This is a genomic window from Blastococcus sp. SYSU D00669 (assembly GCF_054050715.1).
Genome location: NZ_JBJGZV010000032.1, coordinates 1 through 16,878, shown reverse-complemented (window position 1 = coordinate 16,878; position 16,878 = coordinate 1). Strand labels below are relative to the sequence as shown.

At 74.8% G+C, this 16,878-nt stretch carries 4 protein-coding genes; all 4 read left to right on the top strand.

Translation table 11 applies throughout. The features are described 5' to 3' along the window. Positions 1 to 11 precede the first annotated feature (11 nt). Positions 12 to 3,518 (top strand): PKD domain-containing protein, encoded by a 3,507-nt coding sequence (locus ACI8AF_RS20020; RefSeq protein ID WP_456541504.1) that lies wholly within the window; start codon positions 12 to 14, stop codon positions 3,516 to 3,518. A 285-nt stretch (positions 3,519 to 3,803) separates the two neighbouring features. Then, positions 3,804 to 8,507 (top strand): PKD domain-containing protein, encoded by a 4,704-nt coding sequence (locus tag ACI8AF_RS20015; protein ID WP_456541503.1) that lies wholly within the window; start codon positions 3,804 to 3,806, stop codon positions 8,505 to 8,507. A gap of 269 nt (positions 8,508 to 8,776) precedes the next feature. Next, the gene (locus ACI8AF_RS20010; RefSeq protein WP_456541502.1) at positions 8,777 to 13,198 is read left to right on the top strand and encodes a PKD domain-containing protein; all 4,422 of its coding nucleotides are present in this window, start codon (positions 8,777 to 8,779) and stop codon (positions 13,196 to 13,198) included. A 254-nt stretch (positions 13,199 to 13,452) separates the two neighbouring features. Next, the gene (locus ACI8AF_RS20005) at positions 13,453 to 16,764 is read left to right on the top strand and encodes a LamG-like jellyroll fold domain-containing protein (protein ID WP_456541501.1); all 3,312 of its coding nucleotides are present in this window, start codon (positions 13,453 to 13,455) and stop codon (positions 16,762 to 16,764) included. Positions 16,765 to 16,878 lie beyond the last annotated feature (114 nt).

Genomic DNA, 16,878 nt, shown 5'->3' with positions numbered 1-16,878 from the left:
TGGCGGGGTGGGTGAGCGTCCTGCTCGTCACCGGCGTCCTCGCGCTGGTCGCCCCGAGCGCCGCGCGGGCCGACTCGGCGCCGCCGGCGCCGTCCCCGGCCAACCCGACGTCGGTCTCGGCCGACCCGTTGCCGACGGTCCAGATCAACGGGGTGGTCTGGTCGCAGGTCGTCGTCGGCAACACCGTCTACGTGGCCGGCCGGTTCACGCGGGCGCGTCCCGCCGGCTCCCCGGCGGGCTCGAACGAGACGGTGCGCAACAACCTGCTCGCCTACGACATCACCACCGGCAACCTGATCACCTCGTTCGCGCCCAGCCTCAACGCCCAGGCGCTGGTGGTCACCGCCTCGCCGGACGGTTCGCGCATCTACGTCGGCGGTGACTTCACCCAGGCGAACGGCCAGACCCGCAACCGGGTGGCCGCGTACGACACCGCCACCGGCCAGCTGGTCGCCGGCTTCGCGCCGAGCGTCAACGGCCAGGTCCGGGCCCTCGCGGCGACGAGCAGCACGGTGTACATCGGGGGCAGCCTCTCGGCCGTCGGCGGCGTCAGCCGCAACCGGCTGGCGGCGGTCAGCGCGGCCAGCGGAGCGCTCCAGCCCTGGGCGCCGCAGCCCGGCGTCGGCCCCACCACGGGCAACCGCGACGGCAACACCGCCACCAGCAACGTGCCGATGGCGCTGGTCGTCACCGGCGGTGGGAACCAGGTCGTGGTCTCCGGCCGGTTCGACTCGATGAACGGGGTCAAGGCCACCGGGGTCGCCGCGCTCGACCCGACGTCCGGCGCCAACCGGCCGTTCGCGATCAACCAGCTGATCACCAACCAGGGCGTGAACTCGGCGATCTACAGCCTGTCGGTCTCGGCCGACGGCGGCACCGTCTACGGCACCGGTTACGACTACATGGGCCCCGGCAACGTCGAGGGCAACTGGGCCGCGCGGGCCGACGGCGGCGCATTGATCCTCATCAACGACTGCCGCGGTGACTCGTACTCCTCGTTCCCCATGAACGGGCTGCTCTACGTCGCCAGCCACACGCACAACTGCGACAGCACCGGTGGGCAGATCGAGCAGAACCCGCGCGTGGAGAAGCGGGGCACCGCCTACACGACCACCCCCACCACCGTCGTGCGCTGGGGCACCAACGTGAACTGGGTCGGCAAGCCCGCCGGCACCCAGGTGGCGTGGAACCCCGACATCAGCATCGGCTCGGTGACCGGCCAGTCGCAGGGCTCGTGGAGCGTGACCGGCAACGGCACCTACGTCTCCTACGGCGGCGAGTTCCCGCGCGTCAACGGCACCGCGCAGGCCGGCCTCGTCCGGTTCGCCATGCCGAACGTCGCGCCGAACCGGGTCGGCCCGCTCGGCAGCGGCTTCGCCGCCTCGGTCAGCTCCCCGGCGCCCGGCACCGCGCGCATCGCGTGGCGCGAGACCTGGGACTACGACAACGAGCACCTGACCTACCGCGTCTACCGCGACACCGAGAACAGCGCCGGCCTGGTCTGCACCACCACCCGCGCCTCGCGCTGGTGGAACCTCGAGCCGGCGGGCTGCACCGACGGCAGCGTCTCGGGCACGCACCAGTACCGGGTCACCGCGACCGACCCGTTCGGCAACACCACCCGCACCTCCTGGGTGTCGGCGAACGTCCCCGCCGGCAGCACGCCCGCGCGGCCGTACGTCGCGGCCGTCCGGGCCGACGGCGCCACCGACCTGTGGTCGCTCGGCGAGGCGTCCGGCGCGACCGGGTTCTCCGGCCTCGGCGGCAGCGACCTCGCCCTCGGCTCGGGGGTGACCCGGGGCGTGGGCGGCGGGATCGAGGGCGATGCGAACACCGCGTCGAACTTCAACGGCACGTCCAGCGGCTTCGGGGCCACGGCGACGCTGGTCCAGGCGCCCAACGTGTTCACCCTCGAGGCGTGGGTCCGGACCACCTCGACGGCCGGCGGCAAGATCATCGGGTTCGGCAACTCCCGCACCGGGACGAGCTCCACCTACGACCGGCACGTCTACATGGACGGCTCGGGCCGGGTGGTCTTCGGCGTGAACTGGCTGAACAACCGCCGGACGATCCAGAGCGGCAGCGGGTTCAACAACGGCGCGTACCACCACGTCGTCGCCACCATGGGCCCCGAGGGCATGCGCCTCTACGTCGACGGCGTCCTGCGGGCCGGCGACAACCAGGTGATCGGCGGGCCGAACTACTACGGCTACTGGCGGGTCGGCGGCGACGCCACCTGGTCGGGCTCGCAGTGGTTCAACGGCCGCATCGACGAGGTCGCCGTCTACCCGACGGTGCTCACGGCGACGCAGGTGGCCAACCACCACGCGCTCGGCACCGGCGGCGGCACGGTGAACAACCCGCCGACGGCGTCGTTCACCCAGCAGGTCTCGGACCTGACGCTGTCGGTGAACGCCGCGGCGTCCACCGACACCGACGGGCAGATCACGGCGTACCAGTGGAACTGGGGGGACAACTCCACCGGCACCGGGGCGCAGGCGACGCACGCCTACACCGCTCCCGGCACGTACACCGTCACGCTGACCGTGCGGGACGACGACGGCGCCACCGCCTCGACGTCGCGGCAGGTCACCGTCACGGCGCCGGCGGAGAACCAGCCGCCGGTGGCGGCGTTCACCTCCACGGCGAACGGCCTGTCGGTGTCGTTCGACGCGTCGGGCAGCACCGACGACGGCGGCGTGACCGGCTGGGAGTGGACCTTCGGCGCCGACGGGACCTCCACCCAGGGCCCGACGACGACCCACACCTTCTCCGCCCCCGGCACCTACCCCGTCACGCTCACCGTGACCGACGCCGAGGGCCTCGAGGACGACGTCACCAAGACGATCACCGTCTCGGACACCCCCGGCCCGGCGGTGCTGGTCGAGGACAGGTTCGACCGGACGGCGAGCAACGGGCTCGGCACCGCCGACGTCGGCGGAGCCTGGACCGTCTGGCAGGGCGGGACGCGCCAGAACGTCACCCCGGGCGGTGCCAACCTGACGCTGCCCGCGGCCGGCAACAACACCGGTTCGTGGGTCGGCAGCGGGTTCGGCGACGTGGACCTGCTGACGTCGTTCACGCTCGACATGACCCCGACGGGAGCCGGCACCTACCTCTACGTCACGCCGAAGCGGGTGAGCACCGGCAACGAGTACCGCGTGCGGGTGCGCATCACGCCCACCGGTCAGGTCTACGTGGGGCTGTCCCGGCTGGTCGCCGGCGCGGAGACCTTCCCGTTCGGGGAGAGCCTGCTGCCCGGGGTGACCCACACGGCCGGCCAGACGCTGAACGTCCGCGTCGTGCAGACCGGGGCGGGCACGGGGACGACGACGCTGGCGACCCGGGTCTGGGCGGCCAGCGGCGCGGAGCCGGCCGCGGCCCAGGCGACCTGGTCCGACACCACGGCGGCGTTGCAGGGCACCGGCGGGCTGGCGCTCCTGGCGCACCGGCCCAGCGGCACCACCGCGGCCACGACGGTGCGGGTCACCGGCTTCCGGGCGACCGCCGTGCGGTGACCGCCGGGCGCTGACCGACGGCCCCGTGCCCCCGCTTCCGGCGGGCCCGGGGCCGTCGTCGTCCCCCGGGGGAGGGTCGCCCACCCGGTCGCCGACAGTCACCGCGGGTGACATCGGGACGGAGCCGGCGCGGCCGACGAGCCGCTGACCACCCGATCGTGTGCCCGGGCTTCCCTGGCTCGTGATCAACAGTGACGCTTAGCATTCGCCGCCGCGTGTTCGAACGCGGTGCTGTACCCAGTTCGAAGCGGGGGAAACCTAGTCATGTGGCGATCGTCGGCGGCCGTGCCGCAGCGGACCGTGGCCGGAGCGGTGATCATGCTCTTGGTCAGCGGGGTCCTGGCCCTCCTGGCACCTCCGGCGGCGGCCGACTCGCAGCCCAGCCCGCCGTCGCCGACCAACCCGGTCACCGCGTCGGCCGACGGCCTGCCCACCGCGCAGATCAACGGCGTCGGGTGGAGCCAGGCGGTCGTGGGCAACACCGTGTACGTCGGCGGGCTCTTCACCAGCGCCCGGCCGCCGGGCGCGGCGGCCGGCACGAACGAGGTCGCCCGCACCCACCTGCTCGCCTACGACATCACCACCGGCCAGCTGACCTCGTTCGCGCCGGTGCTCAACGGCCAGGTGCTCGCGGTCACGGCGTCGCCCGACGGCTCGCGCATCTACGTCGGCGGCGACTTCACCACCGTCGACGGGCAGACCCGGCAGCGCGTCGCCGCCTTCGAGACCGCCACCGGCGACCTCGTCGCCGACTGGGCGCCGGCGGTCAACAGCCAGGTGCGGGCGATCGCCACCGCCGGCTCCACCGTGTACCTCGGCGGCAGCATCACCGCCGTCGGCGGCGTGAGCCGCAACCGGCTGGCCGCGGTGAGCGCCACCGACGGCGCCCTCCTGCCGTGGGCGCCGCAGCCCGGCGTCGGGCCGACCGCCGGCAACCGCGACGGCAACACCGCCACCAGCAACGAGGTGCTCTCGCTGGTCGTCACCCGCGGCGGCGCGCAGGTCGTCGCCTCCGGCCGGTTCGACTCCCTCAACGGCGTCAAGGCCACCGGGGTCGGCGCGCTGGACGCCGTCACCGGCGCCACGCGGCCGTTCGCGGTCAACCAGCTGATCACCAACCAGGGCATCAACTCGGCGGTGTACAGCCTGTTCACCGACGGCCAGATCGTCGTCGGCACGGGCTACGACTTCTCCGGCCCGGGCAACCTCGAGGGCTCCTTCACCGCCACCGCCGACAGCGGCACCGTGCTGGCGATCAACGACTGCCACGGCGACCACTACGGCGCCTACGCCACGGGCGGCGTCGTCTACTTCGCCGGGCACGCGCACGACTGCAGCAACATCGGCGGCTTCCCGGAGCAGAACCCCCGGGTGAACAAGTTCGCCACCGCCGTGACGGTGGCCCCGGCCGGCACCGTCGGCCCGTTCACCCTGCGCAGCGACGCCTTCTACGGCAAGCCCGCACCCGCCGCGCTCGACTGGTTCCCGACGATGAACGCCGGCCAGGTCACCGGGCAGCTGCAGGCCGGCTGGAGCATCACCGGCAACGGGCAGTACCTCGCCTACGCCGGCGAGTTCGTGCGGGTCAACGGCGTCGACCAGCAGGGCCTGGTCCGCTACCCGCTGCCCGGCAACGCCGCGGCGCCGCACGACGTGGGCCCGGCCTTCAGCGCCGACTTCGCCGCCCACGTCGACTCCCCGGCGGCCGGGCAGGCCCGCATCACCTGGCCCGCGACGTGGGACCCGGACAACGAGACGCTGACCTACAGCGTCTTCCGCAACGCGACCGGCACGACGCCGATCCACACCACCACCCGGAAGTCGACCTGGTGGAACCTGCCGGAGATGTCGTTCACCGACACCGCGCCGGGCACCCAGTACCGCGTCGAGGCGACCGACCCGTTCGGCAACCGCGCCTGGACGGCGTGGGCGACGATCAGCGAGACCCCGCCGGCGGCGGGCCGCGCGTACGTCGACACGATCCGCGAGGACGGCGCGTACGTCGTGTGGTCGATGGGCGACGCCGCGGGCAGCACCGCGGCCGTCACGGCCGACGGCGGCAGCCGGCTCGCCGGCGGCCCCGGCGTGACCGCCGGCGTCCCGGGGGCGCTGGCCGGCGACGCGGACACCGCCTTCGACCTCGCCGGCACGCCGGACTCCGGCCTGCACCTGGAGATCTTCGCCCAGCAGCTGGGCGGGTTCGTGCCCTTCCCCTTCGGCGCGCCGGAGACCACCACGACCGAGCTGTGGTTCTCGTCCTCCGCCACGACGGCCGGGCAGCTGTTCGGGTTCGGCACCTCGCCGACCGGGGACAGCCAGACCACGGACCGCACCCTGACCATGGGCGCCGACGGCCGGCTGACCTTCTCGGTCCTGGTCGGCGGCCAGGCCCGCACGGTGACGACGCCGGGCTCGTACAACGACGGCCAGTGGCACTACACCGCCGCGACGCTGAGCCCGGCCGGCATGTTCCTCTACGTCGACGGGGCGCTGGTGGCCTCGCGCAACGACACGCCCCCCGGTCTGACGCTGAACGCGCACCTGCGGGTCGGCGGCGACCAGGGCGCGTACTTCGACGGCCGGATCGACGAGGTGGCGCTCTACATCTCGGCACCCAAGCCCGAGGTGCTCTCGCGGCACTACGCGCTGGGCTCGGGCACCACGGCGAACGTCTCGCCCACGGCCACGTTCACCACGCAGCAGAACGGCGGCGGCGTGAGCTTCACCGCGTCGGCGTCCGACCCCGACGGCACCATCGCGAGCTACGCGTGGGACTTCGGTGACGGCACCACCGGCACCGGGGCCTCGGCCACCCACGCGTACGCGGAGCCGGGCACCTACGCCGTGGCCCTGATCGTCACCGACGAGAAGGGTGCGACCGGCTCGGCGTCCCAGCTCGTGACGGTGTCGCCGGCGAACCTGCCGCCCACGGCCTCGTTCACCAGCGCCACCAGCGGCCTGCAGGTGTCGGTCGACGGCGCCGGGTCCACCGACTCCGACGGCACCGTCGCGTCGTACTCGTGGGACTGGGGCGACGGCAGCACCGACGGCACCGGCGTCACGGCGACCCACGCCTACGCCGCCGCCGGCACGTACACCGTGACCCTCACCGTCACGGACGACCAGGGCGGGACGGCGACGACGACCCGCTCGGTCACCGTCGCGGCCGGCGTCGCCCACATCGCCCGCGACACGTTCGACCGGACGGCCACCAACGGCCTCGGCACCGCCGACGTGGGTGGCGTGTGGCAGGCGTCCGCCGGCGGCACGCGCCAGTCGGTGACCCCGGGGGTCGCCACCCTGGCGCTGCCGGCCGCGGGCAACAACACCGGCTCCTACCTGAACGTCTCGCAGACCAGCTCCGACCTGCGGGCGGCGTTCAACCTGTCGGCGGCGCCCACCGGCAACGGCACCTACGTGTACCTGACCGGTCGCCGCGTGGGCACCAGCGAGTACCGCGTGCGCGTGCGGCTGCTGGCCGACGGCCGGGTCGGGCTGGCGCTGTCCCGGGTCTCCGGCGGCACCGAGGCCTTCCCCCAGGGCGAGGTCATCGTCCCCGGGCTCACGGTGGCGGCGGGCCAGACCGTCAACGCCCGCGTGCAGACCTCGGGCACGGGCCCCACGACGGTCCGCGCCACGGTGTGGACCACCGGCACCGAGCCGGCGACGCCGCAGCTGACCCGCACCGACACCACGGCCGCCCTGCAGGCGGCCGGCGGCGTGGGCGTCTCGGCGCACCGGCCCAGCGGCACCACCGCGGCCACCGACGTGCGCGTCACCGGCTTCGCCGTGACCGCCGTCGGCGCCGGGACCCCGACCAACGCCGACCCGACGGCCGCCTTCGGCCAGCCGACGGTGACCGGGCTCGGCGTCGCGGTGAACGGCTCGGCCTCCACCGACGCCGACGGCACGATCGCGTCGTACTCGTGGAACTGGGGCGACGGCACCCCGGCCGGCACCGGCGCCGCCGCCACGCACACCTACGCGGCGGCCGGCACCTACACGATCACCCTGACCGTCACCGACGGCCAGGGCGGGACCGGCACGACCACCCGGTCGGTCACCGTCGCCGCCCCGGCGGGCAACCAGGCACCGACGGCCGCGTTCGGCCAGCCGACGGTGACCGGGCTCGGCGTCGCGGTGAACGGCTCGGCCTCCACCGACGCCGACGGCACGATCGCGTCGTACTCGTGGAACTGGGGCGACGGCACCCCGGCCGGCACCGGCGCCGCCGCCACGCACACCTACGCGGCGGCCGGCACCTACACGATCACCCTCACGGTGACCGACAACGCCGGCCTGACCGGGACGACGACCCGCTCGGTGAGGGTGACCGCGCCGCAGGGCCCGCCGGCGATCGCCGGCGACTCGTTCGACCGGACGGTCACCGGCGGGCTCGGCACCGCGACCGTCGGCGGCGCGTGGACGTCGGCGGCCGGACCCACCCGGCAGTCGGTGACGGCGGGCGTGGCCGAGATGCAGCTGACCGCGGCGGGCCAGAACACCGGCTCCTACCTCGGCGGCGTGGCGCAGACCAGCGCCGACATCCGGACCACGGTCAGCACCACCACCGCGCCGACCGGCAACGGCACCTACGTGTACGTCTCCGGCCGCCGGGTCACCGGGGTGGGGGAGTACCGGGTCCGCGTCCGGCTGCTGGCCGACGGCCGGGTCGGGCTGGCGCTGTCCCGGCTGACCGGGACGACGGAGGCCTTCCCCCAGGGCGAGGTCGTCGTCGCGGGCCTCACCTACACCGCCGGCCAGACGCTCAACGTGCACGTCCAGGTGACCGGCACCGGCACCACCACCGTGCGCGCCACCGTCTGGACGACGGGCACCGAGCCGGCCGCCTGGCAGCTGACCCGCACCGACACCACGGCGGGCCTGCAGGCGAACGGCGGCATCGGGCTGGCCGTGCACCGGCCGAGCGGCACCACCGCGAACACCGCCGTCCGGTTCGGCCCGCTCACCGTCACCGCGGTGGTCTGACGCCCGGCCGGCGACGGGTCCGACCCGTCGCCGGCCGGCGCCTGCCCGTCACGGACCGTCACCCCGGACTCCCTCGGCCGGGTTGTTTCCGCAGCTCGTCACCGGTCCGTGTGATGCCGGCCCGTGATCTCCCGTGTCATCGTCACGCTCTGTACGCACCGGATCGGCAGCTCGCCGACCCGGTGGTGGGGGACGACACGGGGGAACTCGGGGGAACCGGCATGTCCGCACAGCCCAGGCGCGCGTCCGCGCGCGCCGTCTCAGGAGCCGTGGCGCTGCTGGCCGTGGCCGGGGCGATGGCCCTGGTGCCCGGCACCGCCTCGGCCGACTCGGCACCGCTCACCGCCTCGGCGGCCACGCCGGCCACCGTCACGGCCGACGCGCTGCCGACCGTCCAGATCGACGGCGTCGCCTGGGCGCAGGCCGTCGTCGGCGACACCGTCTACGTCGGCGGCGCGTTCAGCTCCGCCCGACCGGCCGGTGCGCCGGCCGGGACGAACGAGACGCCCCGCGCCAACCTGCTCGCCTACGACATCCGCACCGGCGAGCTCCTCACCTCCTTCGCGCACGAGCTCAACGGCCAGGTGCTCGCCGTCGCGGCCTCGCCCGACGGCTCCCGGGTCTACGTCGCCGGTGACTTCACCGAGGTCGACGGCCAGGTGCGCCGCCGCGTCGCCGCCTTCGACACCGCCACCGGCGCGCTGGTGGCGGGCTGGGCGCCCAACGTCAACAGCCAGGTGCGCGCCATCGCGGCCACGGACGACACGGTCTACCTCGGCGGCAGCATCACCGCCGTCGGCGGGGTGAGCCGCAGCCGGCTGGCCGCCGTCACCGCGGCCGACGGTGCGCTGCTGCCGTGGGCCCCGGTGCCCGGCGTCGGCTCGGCCGCCGGCAACACCGACGGGAACCGCGCCACCAGCGACCAGGTCATGGCCCTGGTCGTCACCGGTGGCGGCAGCCAGGTCGTCGCCGCCGGCCGCTTCGACTCGATGAACGGCACCAAGGCCACCGGTGTCGCCGCGCTCGACCCGGTGACCGGCGCGACCCGGCCGTTCGCGATCAACCAGAAGATCACCAACCAGGGCATCAACTCGGCGGTCTACAGCCTCACGACCTCCGGCGACCTGGTGATCGGCACCGCCTACGACTACTACGGCCCGGGCAACCTCGAGGGCTCGTTCGTCGCGCGGGCCGACGGCGGCGCGATCGTCGAGGTCAACGACTGCCGCGGCGACTCGTACGCCAGCTACGTCACCGACGGCGTGGTCTACGTGGCCAGCCACACGCACGACTGCGAGGCGATCGGCGGCTTCGTCGAGCAGAACCCGCGGGTGCACAAGTTCGGCACGGCGTACACGCTGGCGCCGACCGGCACCCTGCGGTCGCACACCCTGAGGAACTCGAACTTCGTCGGCTCGCCGTCCGGCTCGCTGCTGCCGTGGTTCCCGACCATGACCCCCGGCACCTACACCGGGCAGGGCCAGGCCGGCTGGACCGTGTCGGGCAACGGCGACTACGTCGTCTACGGCGGCGAGTTCCCGCGGGTCAACGGCGTCGGCCAGCAGGGCCTGGTCCGGTACGCCGTGGCCGACCTCGCCCCGAACGCCGTCGGGCCGGAGGCCTCGGGCGGGCTCACCCCGGTCGCGGCGAGCCCGGAGCCGGGCAAGGTCACGCTGACCTGGAGGGCCACCAGCGACGCCGACAACGAGAACCTGACCTACCGGGTCCACCGCGACGGCGAGGCCGCCCCGGTGCACGGCGCGCTGCAGGCCTCCACCTGGTACCGCACGCCGACGATGAGCTTCACCGACACCGGTGTCGCCGGCAGCACGCACCGCTACGTGGTCACCGCGTCCGACGCGTTCGGCAACACGGTGTCCTCGGCCGAGGTCAGCGTCGACGTCGTCGGTGCGGCGACGGCGGGCAGCGCGCAGACCTACGGCGAGCAGGTCCGGGCCGACGGCGCCACGAGCCACTGGCGGCTGGGCGAGACCTCCGGTTCGACCGCGGCCGCCAGTGTCGGCAGCGCCCCGCTGACCGTCGGCGGCGGCGTCACCAAGGGCGTCTCCGGCGCCCTGACCGGCGATGCGAACACCGCCTTCTCGTTCAACGGCACCGCGACGGCGACGCTGTCCACGCAGACCGCCGCGGCCGCCCCGACCGTGTTCACCGAGGAGGCGTGGTTCCAGACCACGTCCACCAAGGGCGGCCGGATCATGGGCTACGGCAACCGCAGCAGCGGTACCAGCACCAGCTCCGACCGGCAGGTCTACCTGGACAACCGCGGCCGGGTGAACTTCGGCATCAGCACCCGCGTCCTGTTCTTCACCATGCAGACGACGGTGACCAGCACGGCGTCGTTCAACGACGGCACGTGGCACCACGTCGCCGCCAGCGTCGGCGCGAACGGCATGGCGCTCTACGTCGACGGGGAGCTGGTCGGCTCGCGGACCGGCGTCACGGCCGGGCAGCCGTTCACCGGGTACCTCCGGGTCGGCAGCGACGACGCGATGGGCGGTTCGGACACCTTCACCGGCCGGATCGACGAGGTCGCCGTCTACGGCACCGCGCTCTCGGCCGCGCAGGTCAGGGCCCACCACACCCTCGGCGTCGTCGGCAAGCCGGCGAACGCGGCGCCCAGGGCCCGCTTCACGCAGGCGGTGACCGACCTGACCGTGGCGTTCGACGCGAGCGCGTCGACCGACGGCGACGGCACGGTCGCGAGCTACGCGTGGTCCTTCGGCGACGGCGCCACCGGCACCGGGGCCACGGCGTCCCACACCTACGGGGCGACGGGCACCTACACCGCCGTCCTGACCGTGACCGACGACAAGGGTGCGACCGGCTCGATCAGCATCCCGGTCTCGGTGGTGGCCAACAAGGCGCCGGCCGCGGGCTTCTCCTCGGCGGTCGCCGACCGCACGGTGCGGCTGGACGGCTCGGCGTCGACCGACCCCGACGGCTCGGTCGCGGCGTACGCCTGGGACTTCGGTGACGGCACCACCGGCACCGGGGCCACGGCCAGCCACACCTACGACGCGGACGGCAGCTACACCGTCCGGCTGACGGTCACCGACGACGAGGGCGCGACCAGCACGACGACCCGGACCGTCGCGGTCGCCGGCACCGTCGTGCACGCCGTCGACACCTTCGGCCGGACGACCACCGGGGGCCTCGGGACCGCCGACACCGGCGGTGCCTGGACCTCCTCGGCCGGTGCCACCCGGCAGTCGGTGACGCCGGGCGCGGCCGAGCTCCGGCTCGACGGCGCCGGCCAGAGCGACACCGCCTACCTCGGCGGCGTGTCGGCCACCACGACCGACGTGCGCACCTCGTTCGCGCTCTCGGCGGCCCCGACCGGCAACGGCACCTACGTGTACGTGACCGGGCGCCGGGTCGACGGGGTGGGCGAGTACCGCGTGCGGGTCCGCGTCGCCGCGGACGGCTCGGTCGGGCTGGCGCTGTCGCGCCTGGCCGGCACCACCGACGGCTACCCGGGCGGGGAGACGATCGTCCCCGGCCTGACCTGGACCGCGGGCACCGTGCTGAACGTCCGCGTGCAGACGTCGGGCACCGGCACCACGACGGTCCAGGCGTCGGTGTGGGCGGCCGGCACGGCCGAGCCCGCGACCCCGTCGATCACGCGGACCGACGGCAACGCCGCGCTGCAGGTGGCCGGCGCCGTCGGCCTCACCGCCAGCCGGCCCGGCGGCACCACCGCCGCCACCGTCGTGCGGGTCTACGGGTTCCGGGCGATCACCCCGGGCGCCGGGGCGCCGGCGAACTCCGCGCCGACCGCCGCGTTCGTCCACGGGGAGTCGGCCTACACGGTGACCGTCGACGCCGCCGCCTCCACCGACGCCGAGGGAGCCCTCGCCTCCTACGCGTGGGACTTCGGGGACGGCAGCACCGCGAACGGGGCGACCGCGGAGCACACCTACGCGGCGGCCGGCACCTACCCGGTCCGGCTCACCGTGACCGACTCCGCCGGCACCTCCTCGGTGCGCGAGGAGCTGGTCACCGTCAGCGCCGCGACGAACACGCCGGTGGTCCTCGCCGCCGATGCCTTCGGCCGGACGGTCACCGGCGGGCTCGGCACCGCCGACACCGGCGGGGCCTGGACGGCGTCCAACGGCGGCAGCCGCCAGTCGGTGGAGCCGGGCACCGCCACCCTGCGGCTGGACGCCCCGGGCAACCTGACCGGCTCGTACCTCGGGCAGGTCGCCGAGACCAGGACCGACGTGCTGACCACGGTCTCGCTGTCCGCGGCGCCGACCGGCGGCGGCACCTCGGTGCACGTCACCGGCCGCCGGGTGGGGACCAACCTCGAGTACCGGGCGCGGCTGCGGTTCCTCGCCGACGGCACGGTGCGGGTGGCCTTCACCAAGCTGGCCGGCTCGGCCGGCGAGGCGCTGATCGGCGCGGAGGTCGTCGTCCCCGGCCTGACCCACACCCCGGGCACGCCGCTCTCGGTGCGGGTCGAGGTCTCCGGCACCGGCACGACCTCGCTGGCCGCGACCGTGTGGCCGGCCGGATCGGCCGAGCCGACCGCGCCGACGGTGACGCGGACCGACGGTGACGCGGCGCTGCAGGCGCCCGGCGGGATCGGCCTGTCGGCCTACCTCTCCGGGAGCGCCACGACGCCGCTGGCGGTGCGGTTCACCGCGCTGGCGGTGACACCCGTCGCCTGACGCGACACCCCGCACGGTCCCCGGGCCGGCTGCCTCGCGCAGCCGACCCGGGGACCGTTGCGTTCCGGCTCCACCACCCTCGGCGTCCTCACTCCGAGTGATGAGAACCGGTCACCCGTTGGATGCAGAACGACAGGTCACCCACCGGATGAGGTGATCACCTCACCCCTGGACGGCCCCTGATGCTCACTCTCAGTATTGGTTCCGGCGGTCGACTTCCCCGACCGCCGGGATCGAGTCACGGGGGAACATCGATGTCGGCACGCGTGCTCCGCGTGCCCGGGCGGGCCGTGGTGGCCCTGCTCGGGCTGCTTCTCGTCGCGATGGGTGCACAGCTCACCGCACCGCCTGCGGCGCAGGCCGACCAGGCCGCCGACCTGGCCGCCGCCGCGGGGCCGGCCACCGTCAGCGCCGACCCGCTGCCGACCGTGCAGATCAACGGGGTCGCGTGGTCGCAGGTCGTCGTCGGCAACACCGTCTACGTCGCGGGCTCCTTCACCTCGGCGCGACCGGCCGGCTCGCCGGCGGGGTCGAACGAGACCGTGCGCAACAACCTGCTGGCCTACGACATCCGCACCGGCAACCTGGTCACGTCGTTCGCGCCGGACCTGAACGCGCAGGCGCTGGTCGTCACCGCCTCCCCGGACGGCTCGCGCATCTACGTCGGCGGCGACTTCACGCGGGCCAACGGACAGGTGCGCAACCGCATCGCCGCCTACGACACCGCCACCGGCCAGCTGGTGCCCTCCTTCGCGCCGGCGGTGCAGGGCCAGGTGCGGGCGATCGCGGCGTCGAGCACGACCGTCTACCTCGGCGGCTCGGTCACCGCCGTCGGCTCCGTCTCGCGCACCCGGCTCGCCGCCGTCTCGGCCGTCACCGGCGCGCTGCTCGGCTGGGCGCCCGTCCCCGGGGTGGGCTCGACCGCGGGCAACTGGCTGCCCGGGCGGCCGGAGGTCAACAGCCAGACCTCCAACGAGGTCCTCGCGCTGGTGCTCGCCGGGTCCGGCGGCCAGGTCGTCGTCGCCGGGCGGTTCGACAGCCTCAACGGGGTCAAGGCCACCGGGGTGGGCGCGCTGGACGGCGCCACCGGCGCCACCCGGCCGTTCGCCGCCAACCAGAAGATCACCAACCAGGGCGTGAACTCCGCCATCTGGAGCCTGTCGACCGACGGCCAGAACGTCTACGGGACCGGGTACGAGTACGGCGGCCCCGGCAACCTCGAGGGCAGCTTCGCCGCCACGGCCGACGGCGGCACGCCGCTGTGGTTCGCCGACTGCCGCGGCGACACGTACTCCGCCTTCGCGAGCCGGGGCGTGGTCTACACCGCCTCCCACGCCCACGACTGCGCCAACGTGGGCAGCTTCCCGCAGCGGACGTCGGAGCCGACCCACCTCTTCGCCAACGCCTTCACCCTGGCCGCCCAGTCGCTCAACCAGCAGGTCAGCGACCTGCGCGGCTTCAGCACCGCCCTGGTGGGCACGCCCGCGCCGGCGCGGCTGGCGTGGTCCCCGACCTTCTACGGCGGCCGCTACACCGGCCAGCAGCAGGCCGGCTGGACCGTCACCGGCACCGCCGACTACGTCGTCTACGGCGGCGAGTTCCCGGGCGTGAACGGCAGCAGCCAGCAGGGGCTGGTGCGCTTCGCCGTCCGGTCGCTGGCGCCGAACAAGGTCGCCCCGCGGGCGACCGCGCCGTTCAGCCCGGCCGCGACCGCGCTGCCCGGGGCGGTGCGCCTGTCGTGGACCACGGTCAGCGACCGGGACGACGAGTTCCTGACCTACCGCGTGTACCGCGACAGCGACACCGTCTCGCCGGTCTGCCAGGTCGTGCGGCCCTCGGAGTTCTTCCGCCTGCCGACCGCGGCGTGCGACGACACCACGGCCGCCGCGGGGTCGCACCGCTACCTGGTCACCGCGACCGACGGCAACGGCAACCGCCTGGCGTCCTCCTGGACGACGGTGACGGTCCCGGCTGGCAGCAGCGGCCCGGCCCGGTCGTACGCGGCGCTGGTGAGCGCCGACGGCGCCGGCAGCCACTGGACGCTGGGCGAGACCAGCGGCTCGACCGTGCACGACCGCGCCGGTGCCTACGACGCACCGCTGAACTCCGGCGTCACGCGGGGTCAGACCGGCGCCCTGGCCGGCGACGCGGACCGCGCCTACTCGTTCAACGGGACGGCGTCGGCGTTCGTCGGCACGACCACGCCGGTCCTGGCACCGCAGACGTTCACCGAGGAGGCCTGGTTCCAGACCACCTCCTCCGCCGGCGGCCGCATCTTGGGCTTCGGCAACGCGTCCACCGGGGTCAGCCCCTCGACCGACCGGATGATCTACCTCGACGCCTCGGGCCGGGTGAACTTCGGCGTCTACATCGCCGCGACCGCCCGCATCGTCACCAGCCCGGGCGCGTACAACGACGGCCGCTGGCACCACGTGGTCGCGACGGTGGGGCCGAACGGCACGGCGCTCTACCTGGACGGCCAGCAGGTGGCCGCGCGCAGCGACTGGCGCGGTGGGCACGTCTACACCGGCTTCTGGCGGATCGCCGCCGACGCCAGCTGGGGCGGGGCCGCCACGTTCACCGGCCGGATCGACGAGGCCGCCGTCTACCCGGTGGCCCTGACCGCCGCCCAGGTCGCGAACCACCACCTGGCCGGCACGCGCGGTCCGGCGCCGAACCAGCCGCCGGTGGCCGCGTTCACCGCGACCAGCGTCGGTCGCACGGTGACCGTCGACGCGGGCACGTCGACGGACGCGGACGGCAGCGTCGTGTCCCACGCGTGGACGTTCGGGGACGGGAGCACAGCGTCCGGCCCGTCCGCCACCCGCGCGTACGCCGCCGACGGCAGCTACCCGGTCACCCTGACCGTCACCGACGACGACGGGGCGACGGCGACGACGACCCGGACGGTGGTGGTCTCCTCGGGCGTCCTGGCCGCCGACGCCTTCCAGCGCTCGGTGACCGGTGGCCTGGGCACCGCGGACGCCGGCGGTCCGTGGCAGGCGTCGGCCGGGGCCACGCGGCTCTCGGTCGCACCGGGCACGGCGACCCTGTCGCTGCCGGGCGCCGGCAACAACACGGGGGCGTTCCTGGCCGGGGTGCCCTCCACCGCCACGGACGTGCGCACGTCGTTCACCCTCAGCGCCACGCCCACCGGCGCCGGCACGTACGTGTACGTCACCGGTCGCCGGGTCGGCACCGGCAACGAGTACCGGGCCCGGCTGCGCATCACGCCCACCGGCCAGGTGTACCTGGCGCTGTCGCGGCTGTCCGGCGGCACGGAGGCCTTCCCCGGCGGGGAGGCCGTCGTCCCGGGCCTGACCTGGACGCCGGGGACGGCGCTCGAGGTGCGGGTGCGGGTGACCGGCACGGGCACCACGCAGGTGGCGGCGTCGGTGTGGGCGGCCGGCACGGCCGAGCCCGCGACCGCGTCGATCACGCGGACCGACACCACGGCCGGGCTGCAGGCCGCCGGTGGTGTCGGGCTGGCCGCCCACCGGCCCGGCAGCACCACCGCGGCCGTGGACGTCCGGTTCACCTCCTTCCAGGTGGTCCCGGCGGTCTGACGCCCACCGCCCGCGGGGGGGGGGGGGGGGGGGGGGGGGGGGGCCGGGGGGGCGGGGCGGGGGGGGGGGGGGGGGGGGGGGGGGGGGGGGGGGGGGCGGGGGGGGGGGGGGGGG